At 42.5% G+C, this 18,815-nt stretch carries 15 protein-coding genes; 6 read left to right on the top strand and 9 right to left on the bottom strand.

The genetic code is table 11. The features are described 5' to 3' along the window. From gcvT to gcvP, 3 genes are all read left to right on the top strand, one after another. Positions 1-983 (top strand): glycine cleavage system aminomethyltransferase GcvT (gcvT, locus tag FNZ24_RS08265; RefSeq protein ID WP_153914014.1); only part of this gene is annotated, 983 nt, incomplete at its 5' end. Between the two features lie 172 nt (positions 984-1,155). Further along, entirely contained in the window at positions 1,156-1,545 is a 390-nt protein-coding gene (gene gcvH, locus FNZ24_RS08260) for a glycine cleavage system protein GcvH (RefSeq protein WP_153914013.1), read from the top strand. Between the two features lie 176 nt (positions 1,546-1,721). Then, on the top strand, positions 1,722-4,610 hold the full coding sequence (gene gcvP, locus FNZ24_RS08255; protein WP_153914012.1) for an aminomethyl-transferring glycine dehydrogenase: 2,889 nt from the start codon (positions 1,722-1,724) through the stop codon (positions 4,608-4,610). A 360-nt stretch (positions 4,611-4,970) separates the two neighbouring features. Here gcvP and FNZ24_RS08250 read toward each other — a convergent pair whose 3' ends face one another. From FNZ24_RS08250 to FNZ24_RS08240, 3 genes are all read right to left on the bottom strand, one after another. Next, positions 4,971-7,607, bottom strand: a complete 2,637-nt coding sequence (locus FNZ24_RS08250) for a S1 family peptidase (protein WP_153914011.1) — start codon at positions 7,605-7,607, stop codon at positions 4,971-4,973. Then, entirely contained in the window at positions 7,600-7,905 is a 306-nt protein-coding gene (locus FNZ24_RS08245) for a CU044_2847 family protein (RefSeq protein WP_153914010.1), read from the bottom strand. Before FNZ24_RS08245 ends, FNZ24_RS08250 begins: the two co-directional genes overlap by 8 nt. A gap of 391 nt (positions 7,906-8,296) precedes the next feature. After that, positions 8,297-9,262: a GlxA family transcriptional regulator gene (locus FNZ24_RS08240; RefSeq protein ID WP_153914009.1), complete on the bottom strand. Its 966-nt coding sequence runs from the start codon at positions 9,260-9,262 to the stop codon at positions 8,297-8,299. 113 nt (positions 9,263-9,375) lie between these two features. On the opposite strand from FNZ24_RS08240, the gene FNZ24_RS08235 reads away from it, so the two are divergent. The 3 genes from FNZ24_RS08235 to FNZ24_RS08225 all read left to right on the top strand — a co-directional run bounded on the left by FNZ24_RS08235 (position 9,376) and on the right by FNZ24_RS08225 (position 12,291). Then, a complete protein-coding gene (locus FNZ24_RS08235) occupies positions 9,376-10,167 on the top strand; it encodes an MBL fold metallo-hydrolase (RefSeq protein ID WP_153914008.1) in 792 nt (263 codons plus the stop codon). A 235-nt stretch (positions 10,168-10,402) separates the two neighbouring features. Continuing rightward, positions 10,403-11,398, top strand: coding sequence for a linear amide C-N hydrolase (locus tag FNZ24_RS08230; protein ID WP_153914007.1), 996 nt, complete (start codon positions 10,403-10,405; stop codon positions 11,396-11,398). Positions 11,399-11,862: 464 nt separating this feature from the next. Next, positions 11,863-12,291, top strand: a complete 429-nt coding sequence (locus tag FNZ24_RS08225; RefSeq protein ID WP_324187470.1) for a septal ring lytic transglycosylase RlpA family protein — start codon at positions 11,863-11,865, stop codon at positions 12,289-12,291. Positions 12,292-12,473: 182 nt separating this feature from the next. On the opposite strand, the gene FNZ24_RS08220 is transcribed toward FNZ24_RS08225, so the two are convergent. From FNZ24_RS08220 to FNZ24_RS08195, 6 genes are read right to left on the bottom strand one after another with little or no spacing between them, the layout of a single operon-like run. Beyond that, entirely contained in the window at positions 12,474-14,174 is a 1,701-nt protein-coding gene (locus FNZ24_RS08220; RefSeq protein WP_153914005.1) for a Na(+)/H(+) antiporter subunit D, read from the bottom strand. Further along, positions 14,161-14,511, bottom strand: a complete 351-nt coding sequence (locus tag FNZ24_RS08215; RefSeq protein WP_153914004.1) for a hypothetical protein — start codon at positions 14,509-14,511, stop codon at positions 14,161-14,163. Before FNZ24_RS08215 ends, FNZ24_RS08220 begins: the two co-directional genes overlap by 14 nt. Beyond that, positions 14,504-15,991, bottom strand: coding sequence for a monovalent cation/H+ antiporter subunit D family protein (locus FNZ24_RS08210; RefSeq protein WP_153914003.1), 1,488 nt, complete (start codon positions 15,989-15,991; stop codon positions 14,504-14,506). Before FNZ24_RS08210 ends, FNZ24_RS08215 begins: the two co-directional genes overlap by 8 nt. Further along, a complete protein-coding gene (locus FNZ24_RS08205; RefSeq protein WP_153914002.1) occupies positions 15,988-17,466 on the bottom strand; it encodes a monovalent cation/H+ antiporter subunit D family protein in 1,479 nt (492 codons plus the stop codon). The genes FNZ24_RS08210 and FNZ24_RS08205 overlap by 4 nt, the downstream gene beginning before the upstream one ends. Continuing rightward, a complete protein-coding gene (locus FNZ24_RS08200; protein ID WP_153914001.1) occupies positions 17,466-17,828 on the bottom strand; it encodes a cation:proton antiporter subunit C in 363 nt (120 codons plus the stop codon). The genes FNZ24_RS08205 and FNZ24_RS08200 overlap by 1 nt, the downstream gene beginning before the upstream one ends. Continuing rightward, positions 17,809-18,804 carry a Na(+)/H(+) antiporter subunit B gene (locus tag FNZ24_RS08195; protein ID WP_267463723.1) on the bottom strand — a complete coding sequence of 332 codons (996 nt, stop codon included), beginning with the start codon at positions 18,802-18,804 and terminating at the stop codon, positions 17,809-17,811. The genes FNZ24_RS08200 and FNZ24_RS08195 overlap by 20 nt, the downstream gene beginning before the upstream one ends. Positions 18,805-18,815: the final 11 nt, after the last annotated feature.

Genomic DNA, 18,815 nt, shown 5'->3' with positions numbered 1-18,815 from the left:
CATACCTGCGTCTTGGCGCAGGTATGTTCGATGTATCACACATGACTGTAGTTGATGTGACAGGTACCGATGCTTGTGCATTCCTTCGTAAATTATTAGCAAACGATATTGCTAAGCTAAAAGTGGCTGGTAAGGCGCTATACAGCGGCATGCTAGACGACAACGCTGGCGTTATCGACGACCTCATTACTTATTACCTTACTGACACCCATTACCGCGTAGTGGTTAACTCAGCCACTCGCGTTAAAGATTTAGCTTGGATGGACAAGCAGTCAGCAAGCTTTGATGTGACCATTACTGAGCGTCCTGAGCTGGCGATGATTGCCGTTCAAGGTCCTAACGCGAAAGCAAAAGCGGCTGAAGTATTCAGCGCTGAGCAAAACGCAGCGGTTGAAGGCATGAAAATGTTCTTTGGTGTGCAGTCTGAGTCATTATTCATTGCGACCACAGGTTACACCGGTGAAGCAGGTTACGAAATTATCGTCCCTGAAGCCGAAGCTGAAAGCTTATGGCAAGCACTACTTGAAGCAGGCGTTAAGCCATGTGGCTTAGGCGCACGTGACACCCTACGTTTAGAAGCGGGCATGAACCTATACGGTTTAGATATGGATGAAACCATTAACCCATTAGCCGCTAACATGGGCTGGACTATCGCATGGGAGCCAGAAGACCGTGACTTTATTGGCCGCGCAGCATTAACAGAAATTAAAGCAGTAGGGCCAGACAAGTTAGTTGGCCTTATCATGGAACAAAAAGGTGTATTACGTCACGGCATGCCAGTGTTCTTCACTGACGCAGATGGCGTTGAACATGAAGGTTCTATTACCAGCGGTACTTTCTCGCCAACTTTAGGCTATTCTATTGCCATGGCGCGTGTACCTAAAGGCATTAGCGATACGGCTGAAGTCGAAATGCGCAAAAAGCGCGTAGCTGTTAAAGTGATTGCACCAAGTTTCGTGCGAAACGGTAAACAAGCATTCTGATGTGAGTAAGCAAAATTGTGATTTAACAGCACATTTTGCGACTAACATATTTTGGTATAAGCACTTATTTAGATAATATCAATCAATAGTCAACGAGTTGACGACTAAGTACTTATCCCATTAACTCAAATAAAAATTGCGCTTTAAATTTATAGATATAGGAATTACGACAATGAGCAACATTCCAGCTGAACTTAAATATGCTTCATCACATGAGTGGATCCGTAAAGAAGAAGACGGAACATACACAGTGGGTATCACTGAGCATGCACAAGAGCTATTAGGTGACATGGTATTCGTAGAATTACCAGAAGTAGGCGATACAGTCACTGCTGGCGAAGACTGCGCAGTAGCTGAGTCTGTAAAAGCTGCATCTGACATCTACGCACCAATTTCAGGTGACGTTGTTGCCGTTAACGAAGCACTAGAAGATTCACCAGAGCTAGTTAACAGCGAAGCATTTGGCGAAGGTTGGTTCTTCCGCGTTAAGCCATCTGACGAAACTGAAGTGGCTAACTTGTTAGACGCTGACGGTTACCAAGAAGTGATTGACGAAGAATAATCGTCGACGCTAATAGAAGCTCCCTTGGGAGCTTCTTTTTGTTTTGCCTTTAAAACTTTTTTTAATGATATAGCGATCCTTCCGCTAGTCATTAAAGTATTGCACAACAACATTTTTCCCTAGACCAGTTTATAGCCCTACAGTGACATTCTGGCAGATTTGGAACACGACTTCTCATGACTAAGCAAACCCTAACTCAATTAGAGCAACACGAATTATTTTTAAGCCGACACATAGGCCCAGACCAAGCGCAACAGCAAGAAATGTTGAACTTCGTCGGTGCTGAGTCGCTTGAAGACTTAACCGCACAAACCGTGCCTGGTTCAATTCGTTTACCGCAAGAGTTAACCATTGGTGATTCATGTGGCGAAGCGGAAGGCACAGCCTACATCCGCACTATTGCTGATAAAAACAAAGTATTCAAAAGCTACATCGGCATGGGCTACTACGGTACTGATGTACCTAACGTCATTTTACGTAACGTGTTTGAAAATCCGGGTTGGTACACAGCGTACACCCCGTACCAGCCAGAAATCGCACAAGGCCGTTTAGAGTCAATTCTAAACTTCCAACAAGTGTCTATGGACCTAACCGGTCTTGACCTTGCATCAGCATCATTACTTGATGAAGCCACCGCAGCCGCTGAAGCAATGGCGATGGCCAAGCGTGTGTCTAAAGCCAAAAAAGCCAACATCTTCTTTGTGGCAGACGATGTGTTCCCACAAACATTAGATGTAGTGCAAACCCGTGCCGAGTGTTTCGGTTTTGAAGTGATTGTAGGCCCAGCAGCAGAAGCCGCAAACTACGAGCTATTTGGCGCGTTATTCCAGTACACCAACCGCCATGGTGAAATCACCGACAACACTGAGCTATTTGCCAAGCTTGCTGAAAAGAAAGCCATTGTGACCGTTGCTGCTGACATCATGTCACTGGTAATGCTTAAATCACCTGGTTCAATGGGCGCAGATATCGTTTTTGGTAGCGCACAGCGTTTTGGCGTACCAATGGGCTACGGCGGACCACATGCAGCATTCTTTGTTGCCCGTGACGCTCACAAGCGCTCAATGCCAGGTCGTATCATCGGTGTGTCAAAAGACACCCGTGGTAACCAAGCACTGCGTATGGCAATGCAAACACGCGAGCAACACATTCGCCGCGAAAAAGCCAACTCAAACATTTGTACTGCACAAATCTTATTAGCGAATATGGCATCGTTCTACGCCGTATTCCATGGCCCACAAGGGCTTAAAACCATTGCAAGCCGCATTAACCGTTTAACTGACATTCTAGCGACTGGCCTTAAAGCCAAAGGCGTTGAGTTAGTTAACAACACTTGGTTCGACACCATCAGTGTTAAAGGCTTAGATGTCGCTACAGTCACCGCTCGCGCAGTTGCCGCTGAACTTAACCTACGTATCGATGCAGACGGCGTTGTGGGTATCAGCTTAGATGAAACCACCACACGTGAAGATATCGCTCAGTTATTTGATGTGATTATCGGTGAAGGTCATGGCCTTGATGTTGCGGCTATCGATGGCGACATCGTAGGTAACGGCTTTAGCTCAATCCCAGCAGAGCTTGAGCGTAAAGATGCCATCTTGACTCACCCAACATTCAATCGCTACCAAAGCGAAACTGAAATGATGCGTTACATCAAGCGTCTAGAAAACAAAGATTTAGCCCTTAACCATTCAATGATTTCGCTTGGCTCATGTACCATGAAGCTTAATGCAGCCGTTGAAATGCTACCGGTAAGCTGGCCAGAATTTGCTAACATGCACCCATTCTGCCCGCTAGACCAAGCTGAAGGTTACACTCATCTTATCAATGAGCTATCTGACTTCTTAGTTAACATCACAGGTTACGATGCCGTGTGTATCCAGCCTAACTCAGGTGCACAAGGCGAATACGCAGGTCTACTTGCGATTAAGAAATACCACGAATCACGCGGAGAAGGGCACAGAGACATTTGTTTAATCCCACAATCTGCTCATGGTACTAACCCAGCGTCGGCGCAACTTGCAGGCATGAAAGTGGTCGTGACTGCATGTGATAAAGAAGGTAACGTCGACATTGAAGACTTACGTTCAAAAGCGGCAGAGCTTGCAGACAGCTTATCGTGCATCATGATCACTTACCCATCGACTCACGGTGTGTATGAAGAATCAATCGCTGAAATTTGTGAAATCGTCCATGAGTTTGGCGGTCAAGTTTACCTTGATGGCGCGAACATGAACGCACAGGTTGGCTTAACGTCACCAGGCTTTATCGGCGCAGACGTATCGCACCTTAACCTACATAAAACCTTCGCGATTCCACATGGCGGCGGCGGACCAGGTATGGGCCCAATCGGTATTAAAAAGCATTTAGCCCCGTTTGTTGCAGGTCACCAAATCGTAAAACCTGGCCGCGAAAGCGACAACAATGGCGCAGTATCAGCCGCGCCATACGGCAGTGCAAGCATCCTACCTATCAGCTGGATGTACATTAAGCTGTTAGGCACCAAAGGTGTGAAGCAATCAACCCAAATGGCACTGCTAAACGCTAACTACGTGATGAAAAAGCTATCAGGTCACTACCCAGTATTATTCACTGGCCGTAACGACCGCGTAGCGCACGAATGTATTATCGACTTACGCCCACTTAAAGAGTCATCAGGCGTAACCGAAATGGACATTGCTAAGCGTCTAAACGATTACGGATTCCACGCACCAACCATGAGCTTCCCAGTAGCGGGCACGCTGATGATTGAGCCAACAGAATCTGAATCAAAAGTTGAGCTAGACCGTTTCGTTGAAGCAATGATCTCAATTCGCAGCGAAATCGCTAAAGTAGAATCAGGCGAGTGGCCAAGCGACAACAACCCACTGCACAATGCACCGCACACAATGGCCGATATTATGGACCCAGCGTTTGATACACGCCCATACAGCCGTGAAGAAGCCGTGTTCCCAAGTGCAGCAGCGAGAGCGAATAAGTTCTGGCCGACGGTTAATCGTATTGATGATGTTTATGGGGACCGCAATTTAATGTGTTCTTGCGTACCTATCTCTGACTACGAGTAAATAGCTACTTAACCTCAGTAATACGGCATCAGCCGCTACTTTTTGCTACTCATTGACAACAGTCAACTCCGTGGCAAAAAGCAGCGGCTTTTTTGTCTTACTTTCGGCAGTAACGCTATTTGATATGAGTGGATTTGATGTAGGAGTGTGAGTGTTCATTGACACCAGTCAACTCCGCGCTAGACCCTTCGGTTCGCCTTGTACTAGCTTCGCCAGCGACGCAATTATGGTGTTAGCAGACTTCTGTTGAAGTTAAGCTGTTCATAATGAGAAAAAGCGAACCGATTGGTTCGCTTTTTTGTTGGTGCTTTACTATGACTCACTTTCAGTTATCTGAATATTAGTGCTCAGTTATTAATGTTAAACTTGTCTTTCAGGTAGTAAGTTATCTGAAAGGTTTTTGGCTTTTTTAACACTTGGTTTATTTAATATATGCCGATGTTTTCCTGAGCAGAGTTTTATTAGGTTACCAATTTTATGTACGTTTGAAGGAGTCGTATAACTATATCTATATTCTGATTTTAAACAATTAATAATATCTAGCAGATAAAATGAGTTTTTATCAACTGACAAAATATAATCAGCAATATTGTTTTCCCAGTTTTTTGGTCTTTTTGTAATTAACATTAAATTCATGAAGTGAGTTTTGTAATTATCACTTTCTTCTGAAAGTCTATTGCTAACAAGTGTTCCCATTTTTTTTGTAAATAACAAGTCTACAAACCAGTCAATCATATTAGATGGTACGCAATGTATTATCTCATTCAATTTTTTATTAGAATCTTCACTAAAATTTTCATCTAAGTAGAAATGTATCCCCTCTACACTTGCTGAGTTAGAGTTTGCTAATACTGGAGATAATGCAATAAGTACATTGGTTAGTTGCTTTATTCCATTCAAAATTGAATTTAACAGTTCGTGCTTTAGTTTCGTATCTGCAAAGTCACTATTTCTTAGTGCCAATGAAGATGCTTTTATACTCTGCATAAGTCTTAGTAACGAATATTCTTCGAGAATATGGTTAAGGTTTTGTTTTAAAGGTGTAGCCCGATTATATGATCTATCTGCATAATCATCTTTTATTTCATCAGGTAAACTTGAAGCTGAAACCCCCTCGGAAATTTCCTTTTCTAACCTTTCTAGCTGACTATTACTTGGTAACCATTTTGCAAATTGATAAATATTAAAGTCATCAGGTAGTTTGCATTTGTTATTAACTATACGTTCAGTCGAGTTTAGATCTTTTACCAATATCCTTAAAGCACCATTTCTTCTACGATCTATCCCCGTGTAAAATTCAATTACTTCAGGGTAGTTAACATAGTTCATGTCATCTAGAATATAACTTGAGAAGTCATCACTATGTAACATTCTGTGTGCCGCAAAATAGTAAATCCAATAAGTGAATTTAAAGCAAAAACCTTCGTTTCTATTAATTAAAATATTATTTGAATATAATATGTCAAAAATTATATGAACTTCTAAATCTATTTCATTGTCTTGGCAGAAAGTTGATAATTCTTGTATGAATTTTTCTCTTGTGAAGAACATTTGTCTATTTTTAATTATTTTTTCACAAAAGAACCCTAGTGTGAATTCGGTATCTTTTAAGTCTGGTCGAGTTTTGTAGTGTGGAATTTCGTCAATATTGAATAGTAAGTGTAAAACACTCCCAATCATTTCAGCTCTATTAACAGGACTATCATCAAAATCACGTTCTGAAATTTTTAATATGGTTAGGCAATTCTGTGGGGTTCTGGGAATATTTAAGGCTTCTAAGTCTGCTACAACTTTATTTAATACTCTTGAGTCATCATCAATTACGCTATTTGAGTTATAGTTTTTTACTAACTCTCTTACTCCTTTCCTATCAAGTGACCAAAGATAAAATGATGTAAATTCTCTTGGAAGTTTAATATCTTCTTTGACTATTGGGTTTTCATCCAGCGAATACATTAAAATTATTGGCTTATTAACGAAAATACTGTTGATCTCTGATAATATTTTACTTCCATTTTGTATTGAAGAAGAAAATTCATCTAGAATAATACATTCTATATCTTCAATAGTTAGCCCTAGTTCATCAATACTTTTTTTAATATTTTTTTCTATATCTTTTTTATGAGGTTTTAACTTGCTGGCATCTAAATAAAGCCAGAATGAGGGTGTTTCACAACACCATGCTTCCTTAATCAGGTAATGTGCTAAGGTCGTCGCTCCATATTGTTGTCGCGATTTTATTATTATTGATGTTGGATTATTAATTAATGAATCAACTTCTAATTTATCACTCTCATTCATTTTTGATTCAGGGTTTCTATCAATGTTGGGACTTACCCAAGAGTTTTTTTGGGTTGAAAATGATGATAGTGAATTGTTAAGTTTGTCTTTTAATTTTGACTCTATGATTCCTGATTCTATTTCACTTAATTTTGTGGTTAATTTAAGCTTGTTATTAATGCATGCTTCATTAAGATTGACATCAATTAATTCGGCTAAATGCTCGGAACAGATAGCATAATTCTCAAGGCCAGATTTTATATTGACGATGCCTACGACATTATTTGTTATCTCGCATATTACAGGGGAACCACTATAACCATCACAAATGTTCTCTTTTGGGTAGAGTTTGATTGATTTTATATTTCCAATTTCAATTTCTTTTTTTACTGTTATATTCGCAATGGTTTCTTTTTTACTTGAACCAATTATTTTTGAATATCCAATTACTTTAACTCTTGAAGTCCCAGCCAAAGCTAGCTCTAGCCTTTGATGTTTTATACCTTCAACATACAAAATAGCTAAATCTAAACCTTCATCGTATTTATTGGAAATTAGTTTGGATCTTCTTCCATTTACGAGTATATCTCCAGCACAGCTATTCACAACATGGCCACATGTAGCTATGAATGCACCGTTGGCATCATTTTTTACTACAAACCCTGTACCTAATGTGCTACCACTTTTACTTTTAATATCTAGAACTGAATTATTCATGTATTTTCCTTAATACCATTTCAACTTGAATATGTGCTTCAGTTGTACTCTTAGCTAAAATAAAACTACCTTCTAAGCCAACCTTTAAACCCAACGTAACTTTTGTTTCAGCTATGCCGACTGTTTGATTTAATTCCTTATAAGTTGTTGATATAGGCTTGACTACTTGAGTTAAAAAATCTTTCATATCGCTAATCGAAGTATTAACTTTATTTTCAAAAGAAATTTCTCTGGCTTGATGCTCATCAATTTCTACCTCAACTTCTATACCATCTTTTAATTTAATAATTTTATTCATAATTTATGCGCTAAAAAAAGTGGAGGCAGAGTAAACTTTTCATTTTGTGCTTGTGTGGTTCAAATGAACTGGCTTTTACAAGCTAATGATTGGCTTCTTCTTCCCTGAAAGGCGTTCTCTTATTGGATTAAGAGCTTGGCCTGCGTTAGTTTTTTATTGGTTATAGATTACGCTACTTGTTCTTAAAAGTGCAATGCTTTTAAGCATCAATCTGTGATTAAAATCATTTAAAAATAGCGTGTTAGATTCGGTGTTGCTAATTTATGCTCGCACATGCGGCTTCTTTGCTGCTTTTCGTTTCTGCTTCTCCAATAAGTGGGGCAGAGCCTGACCCTATTTATAAGAAGTGGTCGATTGTAAGAAAAGCTAATTACTAACAATGAAAGTAAGTCTATTGTTTGAATGTGGCGCGCCACTGAATAGGTGAGACATGAAAAGCTGTTTTAAAGTGCTTTCTGAATACACTGTCAGAACCAAAACCTGCTTGCTGTGCAATTTGAGGAATAGAGTTCTGAGTTGTTTCTAGTAAACCTTGGCTGAGCACTAAGCGTTGATTTTGCAACCACTCGCCAAATGTACAACCATAAGTGGCTTTAAATTGGCGTGTGAAGGTGCGTTTACTCATTGCGCAGCGCGCGGCGACTTCCTCTAATGAGTGAGATAGATTGAGGTTTTGCTCGACCTTTTCAATCACAAGACTAAGACTTGTTTCTTTCAGGGGTTTGGTATTAATCGGTGCTGGTATGTATTGCTGCTGCCCCCCTGTTCGAAATGGCGCTGTCACCATTTTACGCGCAATATCATTGGCAAGCTTGCTACCTCGCAATCGGCGCACTATGTGTAGACAGCAATCAAGTGATGCGGCTATACCTGCTGAGGTGATGAGTGTTTCATGTTCAATAAACAGAGGGTTTGGGTCAAACTCTACCTTTGGAAATTGCTGCTGAAATTGCTCGGAAAACGCCCAATGGGTTGTGGCCTTTTTTCCATCTAACACTCCTGCACATGCAAGCACATAAGATCCGAGGCAAAGTCCTACCAGTAGCTTGTCTTTCCTATGATGCTCTTGCAGCGCTGCGATCAGTTGTTTGCTCGGCTCTGCTAGGTCATTCGGCCAGCTTGGAATAATGACTATATCCGCCGCTTCGATCGCACTAAGATTTCTGTCAATTACAACATCAAAGCCTGAGCCAGTTTCAAACTGTGAGCCGTTTTCGGTACAGATTTTCAAATCAAACTGAGGAGGCTGTCCGACAAATATATCTTGAAAGACCATGCAGGGTACTGAGAGATGAAAAGCACTGATACCCTCAAAGGCAACCAAAGTAATTTTTATAAGATCGTCAGATTTAAACATAAATGGCTCGATTTGCATGAATATTGACTATCGGGACAGTGTTACACAAGTACTGAACATTGCATACTAAGCTACATAGAAACATGAGCTGTTAGCGAATTTAGGGAGTCATTATGAAAATCCATCACTTGCGTAGTGCAACATTTATTATTGAGTCTGGTGACAAATTTATCCTTATTGATCCTATGTTGGGTAAAAAAGGCTCTATGCCGCCGTTTTCAGTCATTAAAGCCAAAGCTGCGAAAAATCCAACAGTTGAGATGCCAGCAATTGCAGATGAGTTATTAAGTAAGGTTACTCATACGCTAATTACTCATAGCCAAACTTTTGGTATTAAGGCGTTGCAACATGGTGATCACCTCGATCCTGCTGGTGAGGCATTCTTAGCAAGTCGTAGCATCCCAGTTGCGACACCAGCGAAAGATAAAGCCTACTTAGAGAAATACGGTTTAACCGTAAGTTGGGGGATTGAGGACTGGCAAACTATCGACTTTCTAGGCGGTAAACTTACAGCGGTTCCTGCTCAGCATGGTCATGGTTGGATTCATAAGGTAATGGCAAATGGTGTTGGTTTTTTATTACAGCTTCCCAATGAACCCACTATCTATATTAGCGGTGACACAGTTCTAACCGATAATGTAAGACGTGCTTTGAATGAGTTTAAACCCGACATCACCGTCGTGGCGGCAGGTCGTGCTCGTATGGATGTTGGACAACCATTATTGATGTCTACTGATGAGGTTATGGAGTTTATTCGTCTGTCTCCAAACAAGGTGATTGCGAACCATATGGAGGCGCTAAATCACTGCGCTGTGACTCGTCCCATTCTGAAAGAGTCAATCAAGCACAATGGCTTGTTAGAGAAAGTTTTCATTCCTGCGGATGGTGAGACTTTAGCGTTTTAATAAGTGAGCGGGGCAGAGTCTGATGAAATCGGTGGGGATTCATTAGGCTCAGATTATTTCAAGTTTACTGCTTTGTTAGCTAGTCCCATTTTCTATTGGGACTTACCCACTTCTGTTCGTTTCTTCATCTCATTCTCATCAAAAATTGGACGAACCTTATCCGTCATATGCGATTACTTGGTAGTGAATATTCATCATAAACTACCGGCACATCACTACTGAATCGGAGATAACCATGAAACTTAACACTATCGCACTTGCTCTATTAGCGGCTTCAACAACGGCTGGGATTGCTAATGCTTGTACATCGGTTGCTTGGAATACTGAACTGGGTACTTATACCTCAAGAACTATGGATTGGATGGAGTCTACTAAACCTATTTTAGGCACTATCAATAAAGGCGATATTCGCTCAATGCATGGTAATGACCTTGGGGGAACCTACAAGGTTAAATACAACATGGTTGCCGTTTTGGCATATGGTGAATTGGTTGCTGATGGCGTAAACAGCGAGGGCATGAAAGTCGATACTTTGTTTTACCCAGATATGACGATGGGCGAAGCCAAAAGTGACTCGGATTTGACTCAATTTACACTTGCTGAGTATCTTCTGGCTAACTACGCTTCGGTAGAAGAAGTGGTGCAGGCTTTACCGACACTGACATATGGTTCAGTGATGATGGATGGCATGCCTGTTGAGATCAAACTACATTGGTCTGTCACTGATAAAAGTGGTGATCGATTAGTGATTGAAATGGATGAAGATGGCCTAAACACTTATCGCGGCGAAGAAGCGATGGTGATGACCAATGACCCGTCAATGAAGCAACAAATAGAAGCTCGCAATAACGTAAAAGATACATGGGAAAACGCAACTCGAGATACTGATTATGGCTCTATCGGTAATGGTAATTCACCAAGCCGTTTTGTTCATGCTAGTTACTTTGTGAGTAAGCTGCATCAACCTACCAGTGATCGAGGTGCGATGATGAAGTTGTCAACTGTGCCATACCGTGTCCCAGCTGATGCGCCATATAAAGACTTTGGTAACGGTAATGGTGTTTCAAGTTACGCGACCGAGTGGACACTGACTCAAAGTTTAGAAACTGGCGAAAGTGTTTTCGAATATAACTTTGAAGAGACCTGGAATACTGTCCAATTCAATGTGTATGAGATGATGGGTAAAGACATGCGTTTACCATTGACCGAATCTTTTATGGCGAAGTTCTAGTATTTATAAGCCGAGTAAAACAAAACCTTGATGTTACTGCATCAAGGTTTTTTATTAAAATAAGTGGGTCAAAGTAAACTTAATTTATTGTTTTGTAAGGTCGTCCCATTTTCTTTGGACACATGCAGATTCCTGTTAGTTTCTCCATCTCATTTTTAAGATAATCTTTCCCAATAGCTATGCCTGTGTTGGTTTCTTGGCGTATATCTTCGATGATTTTGTTATCTAGGGGATGCGCAACTAAAGCTCGGTAAACCTGTGATTCACTAATTACCCAGTTATTAAACTAACGTGACTCAGGTTTGTGTGATTGGGCGCTAGCTATCGCGGTGTGTTGGGTGACAGGGTATATGTTCTCATCTAGACTGCGTTAAGCCTAGTTAGCTGCTTTTGTGCATTTGTCAGCGCTCTAAGGTGGTCAACAGGGCCAGCCCCACTCAAATAAGCGAATAATAGATAGAATGATGAAATTTAAGTTAACCGTTACCACTATACTTATTGCCACGTTAGCTGGCTGTTCATCTACATCGAATTTACCCATAGATGCATCCAAAACAACTCAATACTCAAAGTCCCATGCTTTAGTAGGGAAAGCTTCTTGGTATGGGAAACCATTTCACGGTAGGCTCACTGCCAGTGGTGAGAAGTACAATATGAGAGCCTATACAGCGGCGCATAAAACCTTGCCTTTTGGGACAATCGTTAGAGCAACAAATACGGCAAATAACAAAAGTGTTGATGTAAAAATTAATGATCGTGGCCCGTTTGTAAAAGGGCGAGTGATTGACCTTTCTCAAAAGTCGTTTCAACAAATCGCCAGTACCAATCAAGGGATTGTGCCAATTAAGGTTGAAATCCTAGATGACAGTAATACCTTTAGGTACAAGCACTAACCTTGTTGAATGCGGGTCTGCACCTATTCTACTTCATACCCTTTAACTAATAGCCTTTAACTAAAAGCCATTAACTAAAAGCGATTAATTAAAAGCCACAAACTAAAAAGCTAGCCTATTTGCTAAAATCATTAGCAAACGGGCTAGCTTGTTTCTAGATACTTCGTTTCTAACTGAGCCTTCTAACTCACAAACCCAATAAACAAGTAAGTGGCTAGGATAACTGCAACCCAAAGCACCATGTTGCCAGATGGATAGTCGCTAGAAATAAAGCTACCACCTTCTTTGTATTGGCGGGCTAAAAACGCCTGACATTGACTTAGTTTGCCACGTACTGATTGACGAATATCGCCATCCACTTTCCAAATAACTGCAAACATACGCTGCAAGAAGTTTGGTACTAAGCGTCTGTATACCCAATCTACGTCAAGGTGAGTTGAGCGTAGTTCTGGCGGGTACTTACCTTTAAGGTTAAGCCATACAAAGGCCAGTGCTGAGAATAACAACAGCTGTGTCTGAGCGAGTACGTGGGTCGCATCATATGGGTTGTAGCCAGTATCGTACGGTAGCAGCGAGTAAAGCGCAGCAGGGTAGATACCAATGCCAATACATAGGCAGGCTGCAACAAACATTGCCAGTAACATATTGATTGGCGGATCGTTTGCTCTAATGCCCGAGTCATGGGCGAAGAAGGCAAAGTAAGGGATTTTAATACCTGCATGGTGGAATACACCCGCTGAGGCAAACAGTAGCATTAACCAAACCCAGTCATGACCTGTTTCCATCGCAGCAGTCATGACCATAGATTTACTGACGAATCCGCTAAACAGCGGGAATGCTGAGATAGATGCCGCGCCCACAATACAGAGTATGGTGGTTTTAGGCATGGTTTTATAAAGGCCGCCGAGATCGGAGCCATTTATTCGCCCTGTCATATGCAGTACCGCGCCCATGCTCATAAACAATAGGCCTTTAAAGATCACGTCGTTAAAGGCATGAGACACGGCGCCGTTTAAGGCAAGCGATGTACCAATACCGATACCGACCACCATAAAGCCTACTTGGTTAATCAAGCTGTAAGCCAGTACGCGGCGTAAATCGTTTTCAATTACCGCAAAGAAGATTGGGAAGCAGGTCATTGCTGCGCCAATATACACCAGCAGCTCAGTACCAGGGTAGGCGCGTGCTAGTGCATATACCGCAACCTTAGTGGTAAAGGCACTGAGTAACACTGTGCCCGTTGGCGTCGCTTCTGGGTAGGCGTCGGTAAGCCAAGTGTGCGCAAAAGGAAAGGCACACTTAATGCCAAAGGCAATAAAGATAAGCCATCCAGCAATACTGTCTAAGCCGATAAAGTCAAAGGCAATGCTACCTGTATCCTTGATATAAAACAGCGCACCGATAAGTAGAATGACGCCAGAGAGTACCTGCATGATGAGGTAACGCATCCCCGCGCTATATGCAGCTGGAGTGCGACGAGCCCAAACGAGAAATACTGAGGTAAAGGCGAGTAATTCCCAAAACACAAATAGGGTTAACAAGTCACCGGCGAACACTGCACCAATGGCGCTGCCTGCGTACAGCATGGCTGCCACTTGCTGCACGGTATCTTTGACGTGCAGTGAGTAGACGATGCCAATAAATGCAGCAATATGGAAAATATAGCCAAACATCAGGCTTAATTTATCGGCGCGATAAGGGATTAATTCATAGTCTAAAAACATCAATTGCAAATGGACGCCTTCTGGCACAGTCCACAAATGCAATCCGCTGATCACTGGAATTGCTATCATCAATGCCCCGCGGAGTTTTCCGCGAGTTGTAGCAGCAATTAATCCGCCAATGATAAACAGCACAAACGGCGGTAACTCAAGCATCCACATTGCGATCACCTTTATTGTTATTGTTAGCTTCTTTGGCGTGGCCATCGCTGACGTCGACTATTTTAATTTTGCTATTATCAAGCTCTTCAACGGGTCCATAATAATCTTCTGGGCGCATCAAAAAGGTACGCATCCAGCTAGCGATTAATACCAAGATTACACAGCCCACAAAGCCATAGATTGGGTAGAAAATGGGTAAGTTTTCCCAGCTATGGTAAACATGACGGTGAATGACAAAATCAAGTGCCACAAGCAATCCACAGCAGATATATAGCAGGTATAACACCCGCTGGATGTTCTTGGGGTTATCAAAGAGGTATTGCTTCTCGTTATCCATGATTCACTCCAGATACAGTCAAGATAGCTTTGGCTAATTCATAAAAGGGCTGAGGATGGATGAACATGATCAAGCAGCCTAATGTTGTGATAATTAATGCTATCAAAGAAGGTAATGGCGCTTCTTTGATGCTGGTATCGGTTGGCTTCTCTCCCTTACCTGGGAAAAATGCGTGGTAAGGAATTGGCAATAGGTAGGCGATATTGAGCAAAGAACTCAGCATCAAAGTGGCCATTATGAACCAATAGCCCGTTTCAATAGTGCCCATAAGCAGGAACCATTTACTCCATGTGCCGCCTGCTGGTGGTACGCCAATAATGCTCAGGCTGGCGATGAAAAACGCGCCCATGGTAATTGGCATGGTGTAACCTAAACCGCGCATCTCGCTTATCTTAGATTTATGACTGGCCACTAAAATGGCGCCGGCACAAAAGAACAAGGTGATTTTGCCAAAGGCGTGGGAAGCAATATGCATCGAGCTGCCGATAACACCGGACTGAGTCGCAAGTAACGCGCCTATGGTGATATAACCTAACTGACTGATCGTTGAATAGGCCAGTCGTGCTTTTAGGTTGTCTTGGCGCATGGCAATAATTGAAGCCAGCAACACTGAAATTGCCGCGAGATATAGTAAAAACTCAGTGGTTGGCAGCTTAGGTAGCAGATCGAGTCCGAATATAAAGATACATATCTTGAGTACCGTAAATACCCCAGCTTTTACCACCGCTACTGCATGTAATAATGCACTGACTGGTGTTGGTGCGACCATCGCTGCAGGTAACCAGCGATGAAATGGCATCATGGCTGCTTTACCAATACCGAAGATAAATAACGCTAAAATGGCGCCTGCGATAGTGGTATCAACATTAGCGTCAAACACCCCGCCCGCAGTGAACTCAAGTGTGCCAGTCATGAACCAAGTTAAAATGATGGCTAACAGGAAGAAGGCGATTGAGGTACTGAGTAAGATCCCCAAATAGACTCGTCCACCTTGCTTGGCTTTGTCTGTACCTGCATGGGTAACCAACGGATAAGTTGACAGCGTAAGTACTTCATAGAAAACAAACAGGGTAAATAGGTTCGCTGAAAAGGCGAGTCCCATGACCGCACTAATCGCTAGCGCGAAACAGATATAAAACCGAGTTTGGTTGTCTTCTCCATGACCACGCATATAACCGATGGCATAAATGGTGGTAATTAGCCAAAGGAAACTAGCAATCAGTGCGAATAACATGCCTAGAGGTTCTACGACAAAGCTTATCTCTAAGCCTGGCATAAGCTCCCACCACGTGACCTCAATACTCGCTCCGGCTTTAAGGGCTTGGTAGAGGTTGACCACGCAGTAAAGCACCACAAGACTGATACTTATGGTTACTGCCTCACGTAGGTTAGGTTTCTTTCCTGTTATTGCAATTGCAAAGGTTGCCAACAAAGGCAATAGGATAGTTAGCTGTAACATCAGCGCTAAAGATGGATTCATGGGTTTATTCCAAACAAGCTTTGAGAAGCAGCTTGAGCAATTTGCACACTCAAGCGAGTGTCGATACCGAAATAGATATTAGCGATGACGAGCGCCCAAATAGGACCAAGGAATGTCCAAGGTGCCTCTTTAACCGTTTCTCGTCCTGGCAGTGGTGGTCTAAAGTAGGCCATTTCCACAATTCGCCAGATATACACAATGGCAAGTAGTGAACCCAACAAGATAAGTACCGCAACTGGCCACATGCCGGCTTCAACACTGGCGATTAGCAGATACCATTTACTGACAAAACCTACGGTTAATGGCACACCAATTAGACTTAATCCACCGATGACAATGGCTGACATGGTTAAAGGCATTTGTCGACCAAGGCCTTGGAATTGACTCAGTTGCACGCTACCAATGCGGTACATTACTGCGCCAAGGGCTAAAAATAGCGCGCTTTTCATTAAGGCGTGGTTAAACAAATGCAGTAATGTTGCCATTACGCCTGTGCTGGTATTAATGGAGTAACCGATGATCATATAGCCCACTTGCGCGATACTTGAGTAGGCCAAAATATGCTTAACATTTTGCTGATAAATCGCGGTGATAGACGCCACAAAAACACCCACCAAACCCAGCACCATTAGAATGTCTTGTAACGGCAGGCTAGTGAACGAGAAAGAGATCCCAAACACGGTAAAGGTAAAGCGAATTAGCAGATAAACTGCAACCTTGGTAGAAGTTGCGGCTAAAAACGCCGTGACGATTGAAGGGGCGTAGGCATAAGCATTAGGCAACCATAAATGAAGCGGGAATAGCGCCAGCTTCAAACAGATACCGACGATTAAGAAGGCGAATGCAGCAAATACGGTACGGGTTTGGCCTACGTCAACTAATCGAATCGCAAGGTCGCTCATGTTGAGCGTGCCCGTCATTTGATAAAGCATGCCGATACCAATCAAAATAAAGGTCGCACCAATGGTACCCATAATCAGGTATTGGAATGCCGCCCAAAGCGCACGTCTATCTTTACCTAAGGCGATTAAGGCATATGCGGATAGTGACGAAATTTCCAAAAAGACGAACACGTTAAATGCATCGCCTGTTGCCACAATGCCGAACATCCCCGTTAGCGATAAAAGGTAAAGACTGTAAAACAGGGTATGGCGATCTTCACTTAGTTCTTTTTGAATGCTGGTGTTTGCTGCAAAAATCACCACAGTTGCGACGCTAGAAATAATCAGCAGTAAAAAGGCATTCAGTTTGTCTATGCGGTATTCAATCCCCCAAGGCGCTTCCCAGCCACCAAGTTCATAGATGATGGTGCCTGATTTCATGACTTCTATCAGTAATAGCACGCTGTTGAGAAAAGTCGCAGAACAGACCAATAAGGCAAAAATCCACACCAGTTTTGAACGGTTTAAGAACCAGCATAATGGGGCTGCCATTAGCGGTATCACGACTTGTAAAATAGGCAGGTGAGCTAACACTATGAATTTTCCTCGTTCAGCTGATCTAGTTTTTGGATCTCATCTTCTTCGACGCAGCCATATGACTCTTTGATTCTGATGACAAGTGCGAGACCCAGTGCTGTGGTCGCAATACCTACCACAATAGCGGTAAGAATTAACACATGAGGGAGAGGGTTAGAGTAGGCGTTGATCCCTTCAGCCAAAATGGGGGCACTGCCACGCTCAACCATGCCGACGCTGATATAAAAGATAAACACCGAGGTTTGGAAAATGGTCAGTCCAACCAACTTTTTAATTAAGTTGCCATGGGCGATAACGATGTAAAAACCGATCATCATCAACAGGACTACGATCCAATAGTTATAAAGTCCGAGAAACATCTTGCTCCCCTTTTTGTTTATTATTGTTTTGTAGGGCTTGTCTGCGGGCATCAAAGTTGAAAAAGATGCTCAACATGACTGAGGCAACGGTGATACCAACCCCTAATTCAATCACGAGTATCCCGATATGCTGACCGGTAAGGGCATCATCGGCTAACACGTTATAGTCTAAGAAGTTTGCACCATTGAGCATCGAAACCACCCCAACTGAGGCGTAGAGTAAAAGTCCCACTGCCGCCAACAATTGAATCACTGATGGGTTAAACACTTTTTGAGCGGTATCTAAACCAAATAGCATGGTGTAGAGAATGATCGCTGCGGCGAAAATTACCCCTGCTTGGAAGCCGCCCCCAGGACCAAAGTCACCGTGGAATTGAACATATAAGGCAAACAGTAAGATGAAAGGAATAAGTGCTTTACTGACAATACGCACCACCATATGGCGTTCATGCATTTGCTCTTCAGTTGCGTCATCAGATTGAGGTTTTTTACGACGTCGAGGCAGTGATAGTAAAGACATCACACCAATACCGGCGGTAAAAATAACCGCGACTTCACCTAAAGTATCAAAAGCACGGTAACTGCCTAATACTGAAGTCACAATGTTAGGAATACCGACTTCTTCCATTGATTGCTCAATATAACGAGGCGCAACATGTTGATGCACAGGTGCATCTACAGCGCCAAAGTAAGGCATATCCATGGTGCCATAAATCAACATGCCACCAGTGACGAACACAACAAATAGTGAAATAAGCGGTTTATGGCGCTTTGGCGCTTCCTTTCGACCTGTGATAGTAATGGCCGCTAACATCAGCAAGCCAGAAATACCTGCGCCAACGGAAGCTTCGGTAAACGCTACATCTACCGCATCAAGTACCACAAAGAAACTGGCAGAGACTAAGCCATAAATTCCGCTTAACATCACCACAGCTAAAAGGTCTGTCATACGCACAATTGCGATGGCGATGACCACTAAAAATACTA

Origin of the sequence: Shewanella sp. TC10, from assembly GCF_009663145.1 — a bacterium.
Lineage (GTDB): Bacteria > Pseudomonadota > Gammaproteobacteria > Enterobacterales > Shewanellaceae > Shewanella.
Note: the sequence above shows the minus strand (reverse complement) of the source record. Positions and strands in the feature narration are given on the sequence as shown.

Excerpts from the sequence above, each read along its gene's own strand:
- gcvH (WP_153914013.1), top strand. The coding sequence starts at position 1,156 with ATGAGCAACATTCCAGCTGAACTTAAATATGCTTCATCACATGAGTGG.
- FNZ24_RS08245 (WP_153914010.1), bottom strand. The coding sequence starts at position 7,905 with ATGAATAAAATTATTAAATTAAAAGATGGTATAGAAGTTGAGGTAGAA.
- FNZ24_RS08230 (WP_153914007.1), top strand. The coding sequence starts at position 10,403 with ATGAAACTTAACACTATCGCACTTGCTCTATTAGCGGCTTCAACAACG.
- FNZ24_RS08210 (WP_153914003.1), bottom strand. The coding sequence starts at position 15,991 with ATGAATCCATCTTTAGCGCTGATGTTACAGCTAACTATCCTATTGCCT.
- FNZ24_RS08200 (WP_153914001.1), bottom strand. The coding sequence starts at position 17,828 with ATGTTTCTCGGACTTTATAACTATTGGATCGTAGTCCTGTTGATGATG.
- FNZ24_RS08215 (WP_153914004.1), bottom strand. The coding sequence starts at position 14,511 with ATGGATAACGAGAAGCAATACCTCTTTGATAACCCCAAGAACATCCAG.
- FNZ24_RS08235 (WP_153914008.1), top strand. The coding sequence starts at position 9,376 with ATGAAAATCCATCACTTGCGTAGTGCAACATTTATTATTGAGTCTGGT.
- FNZ24_RS08240 (WP_153914009.1), bottom strand. The coding sequence starts at position 9,262 with ATGTTTAAATCTGACGATCTTATAAAAATTACTTTGGTTGCCTTTGAG.
- FNZ24_RS08225 (WP_324187470.1), top strand. The coding sequence starts at position 11,863 with ATGAAATTTAAGTTAACCGTTACCACTATACTTATTGCCACGTTAGCT.
- FNZ24_RS08220 (WP_153914005.1), bottom strand. The coding sequence starts at position 14,174 with ATGTGGATGCTTGAGTTACCGCCGTTTGTGCTGTTTATCATTGGCGGA.
- FNZ24_RS08250 (WP_153914011.1), bottom strand. The coding sequence starts at position 7,607 with ATGAATAATTCAGTTCTAGATATTAAAAGTAAAAGTGGTAGCACATTA.
- gcvP (WP_153914012.1), top strand. The coding sequence starts at position 1,722 with ATGACTAAGCAAACCCTAACTCAATTAGAGCAACACGAATTATTTTTA.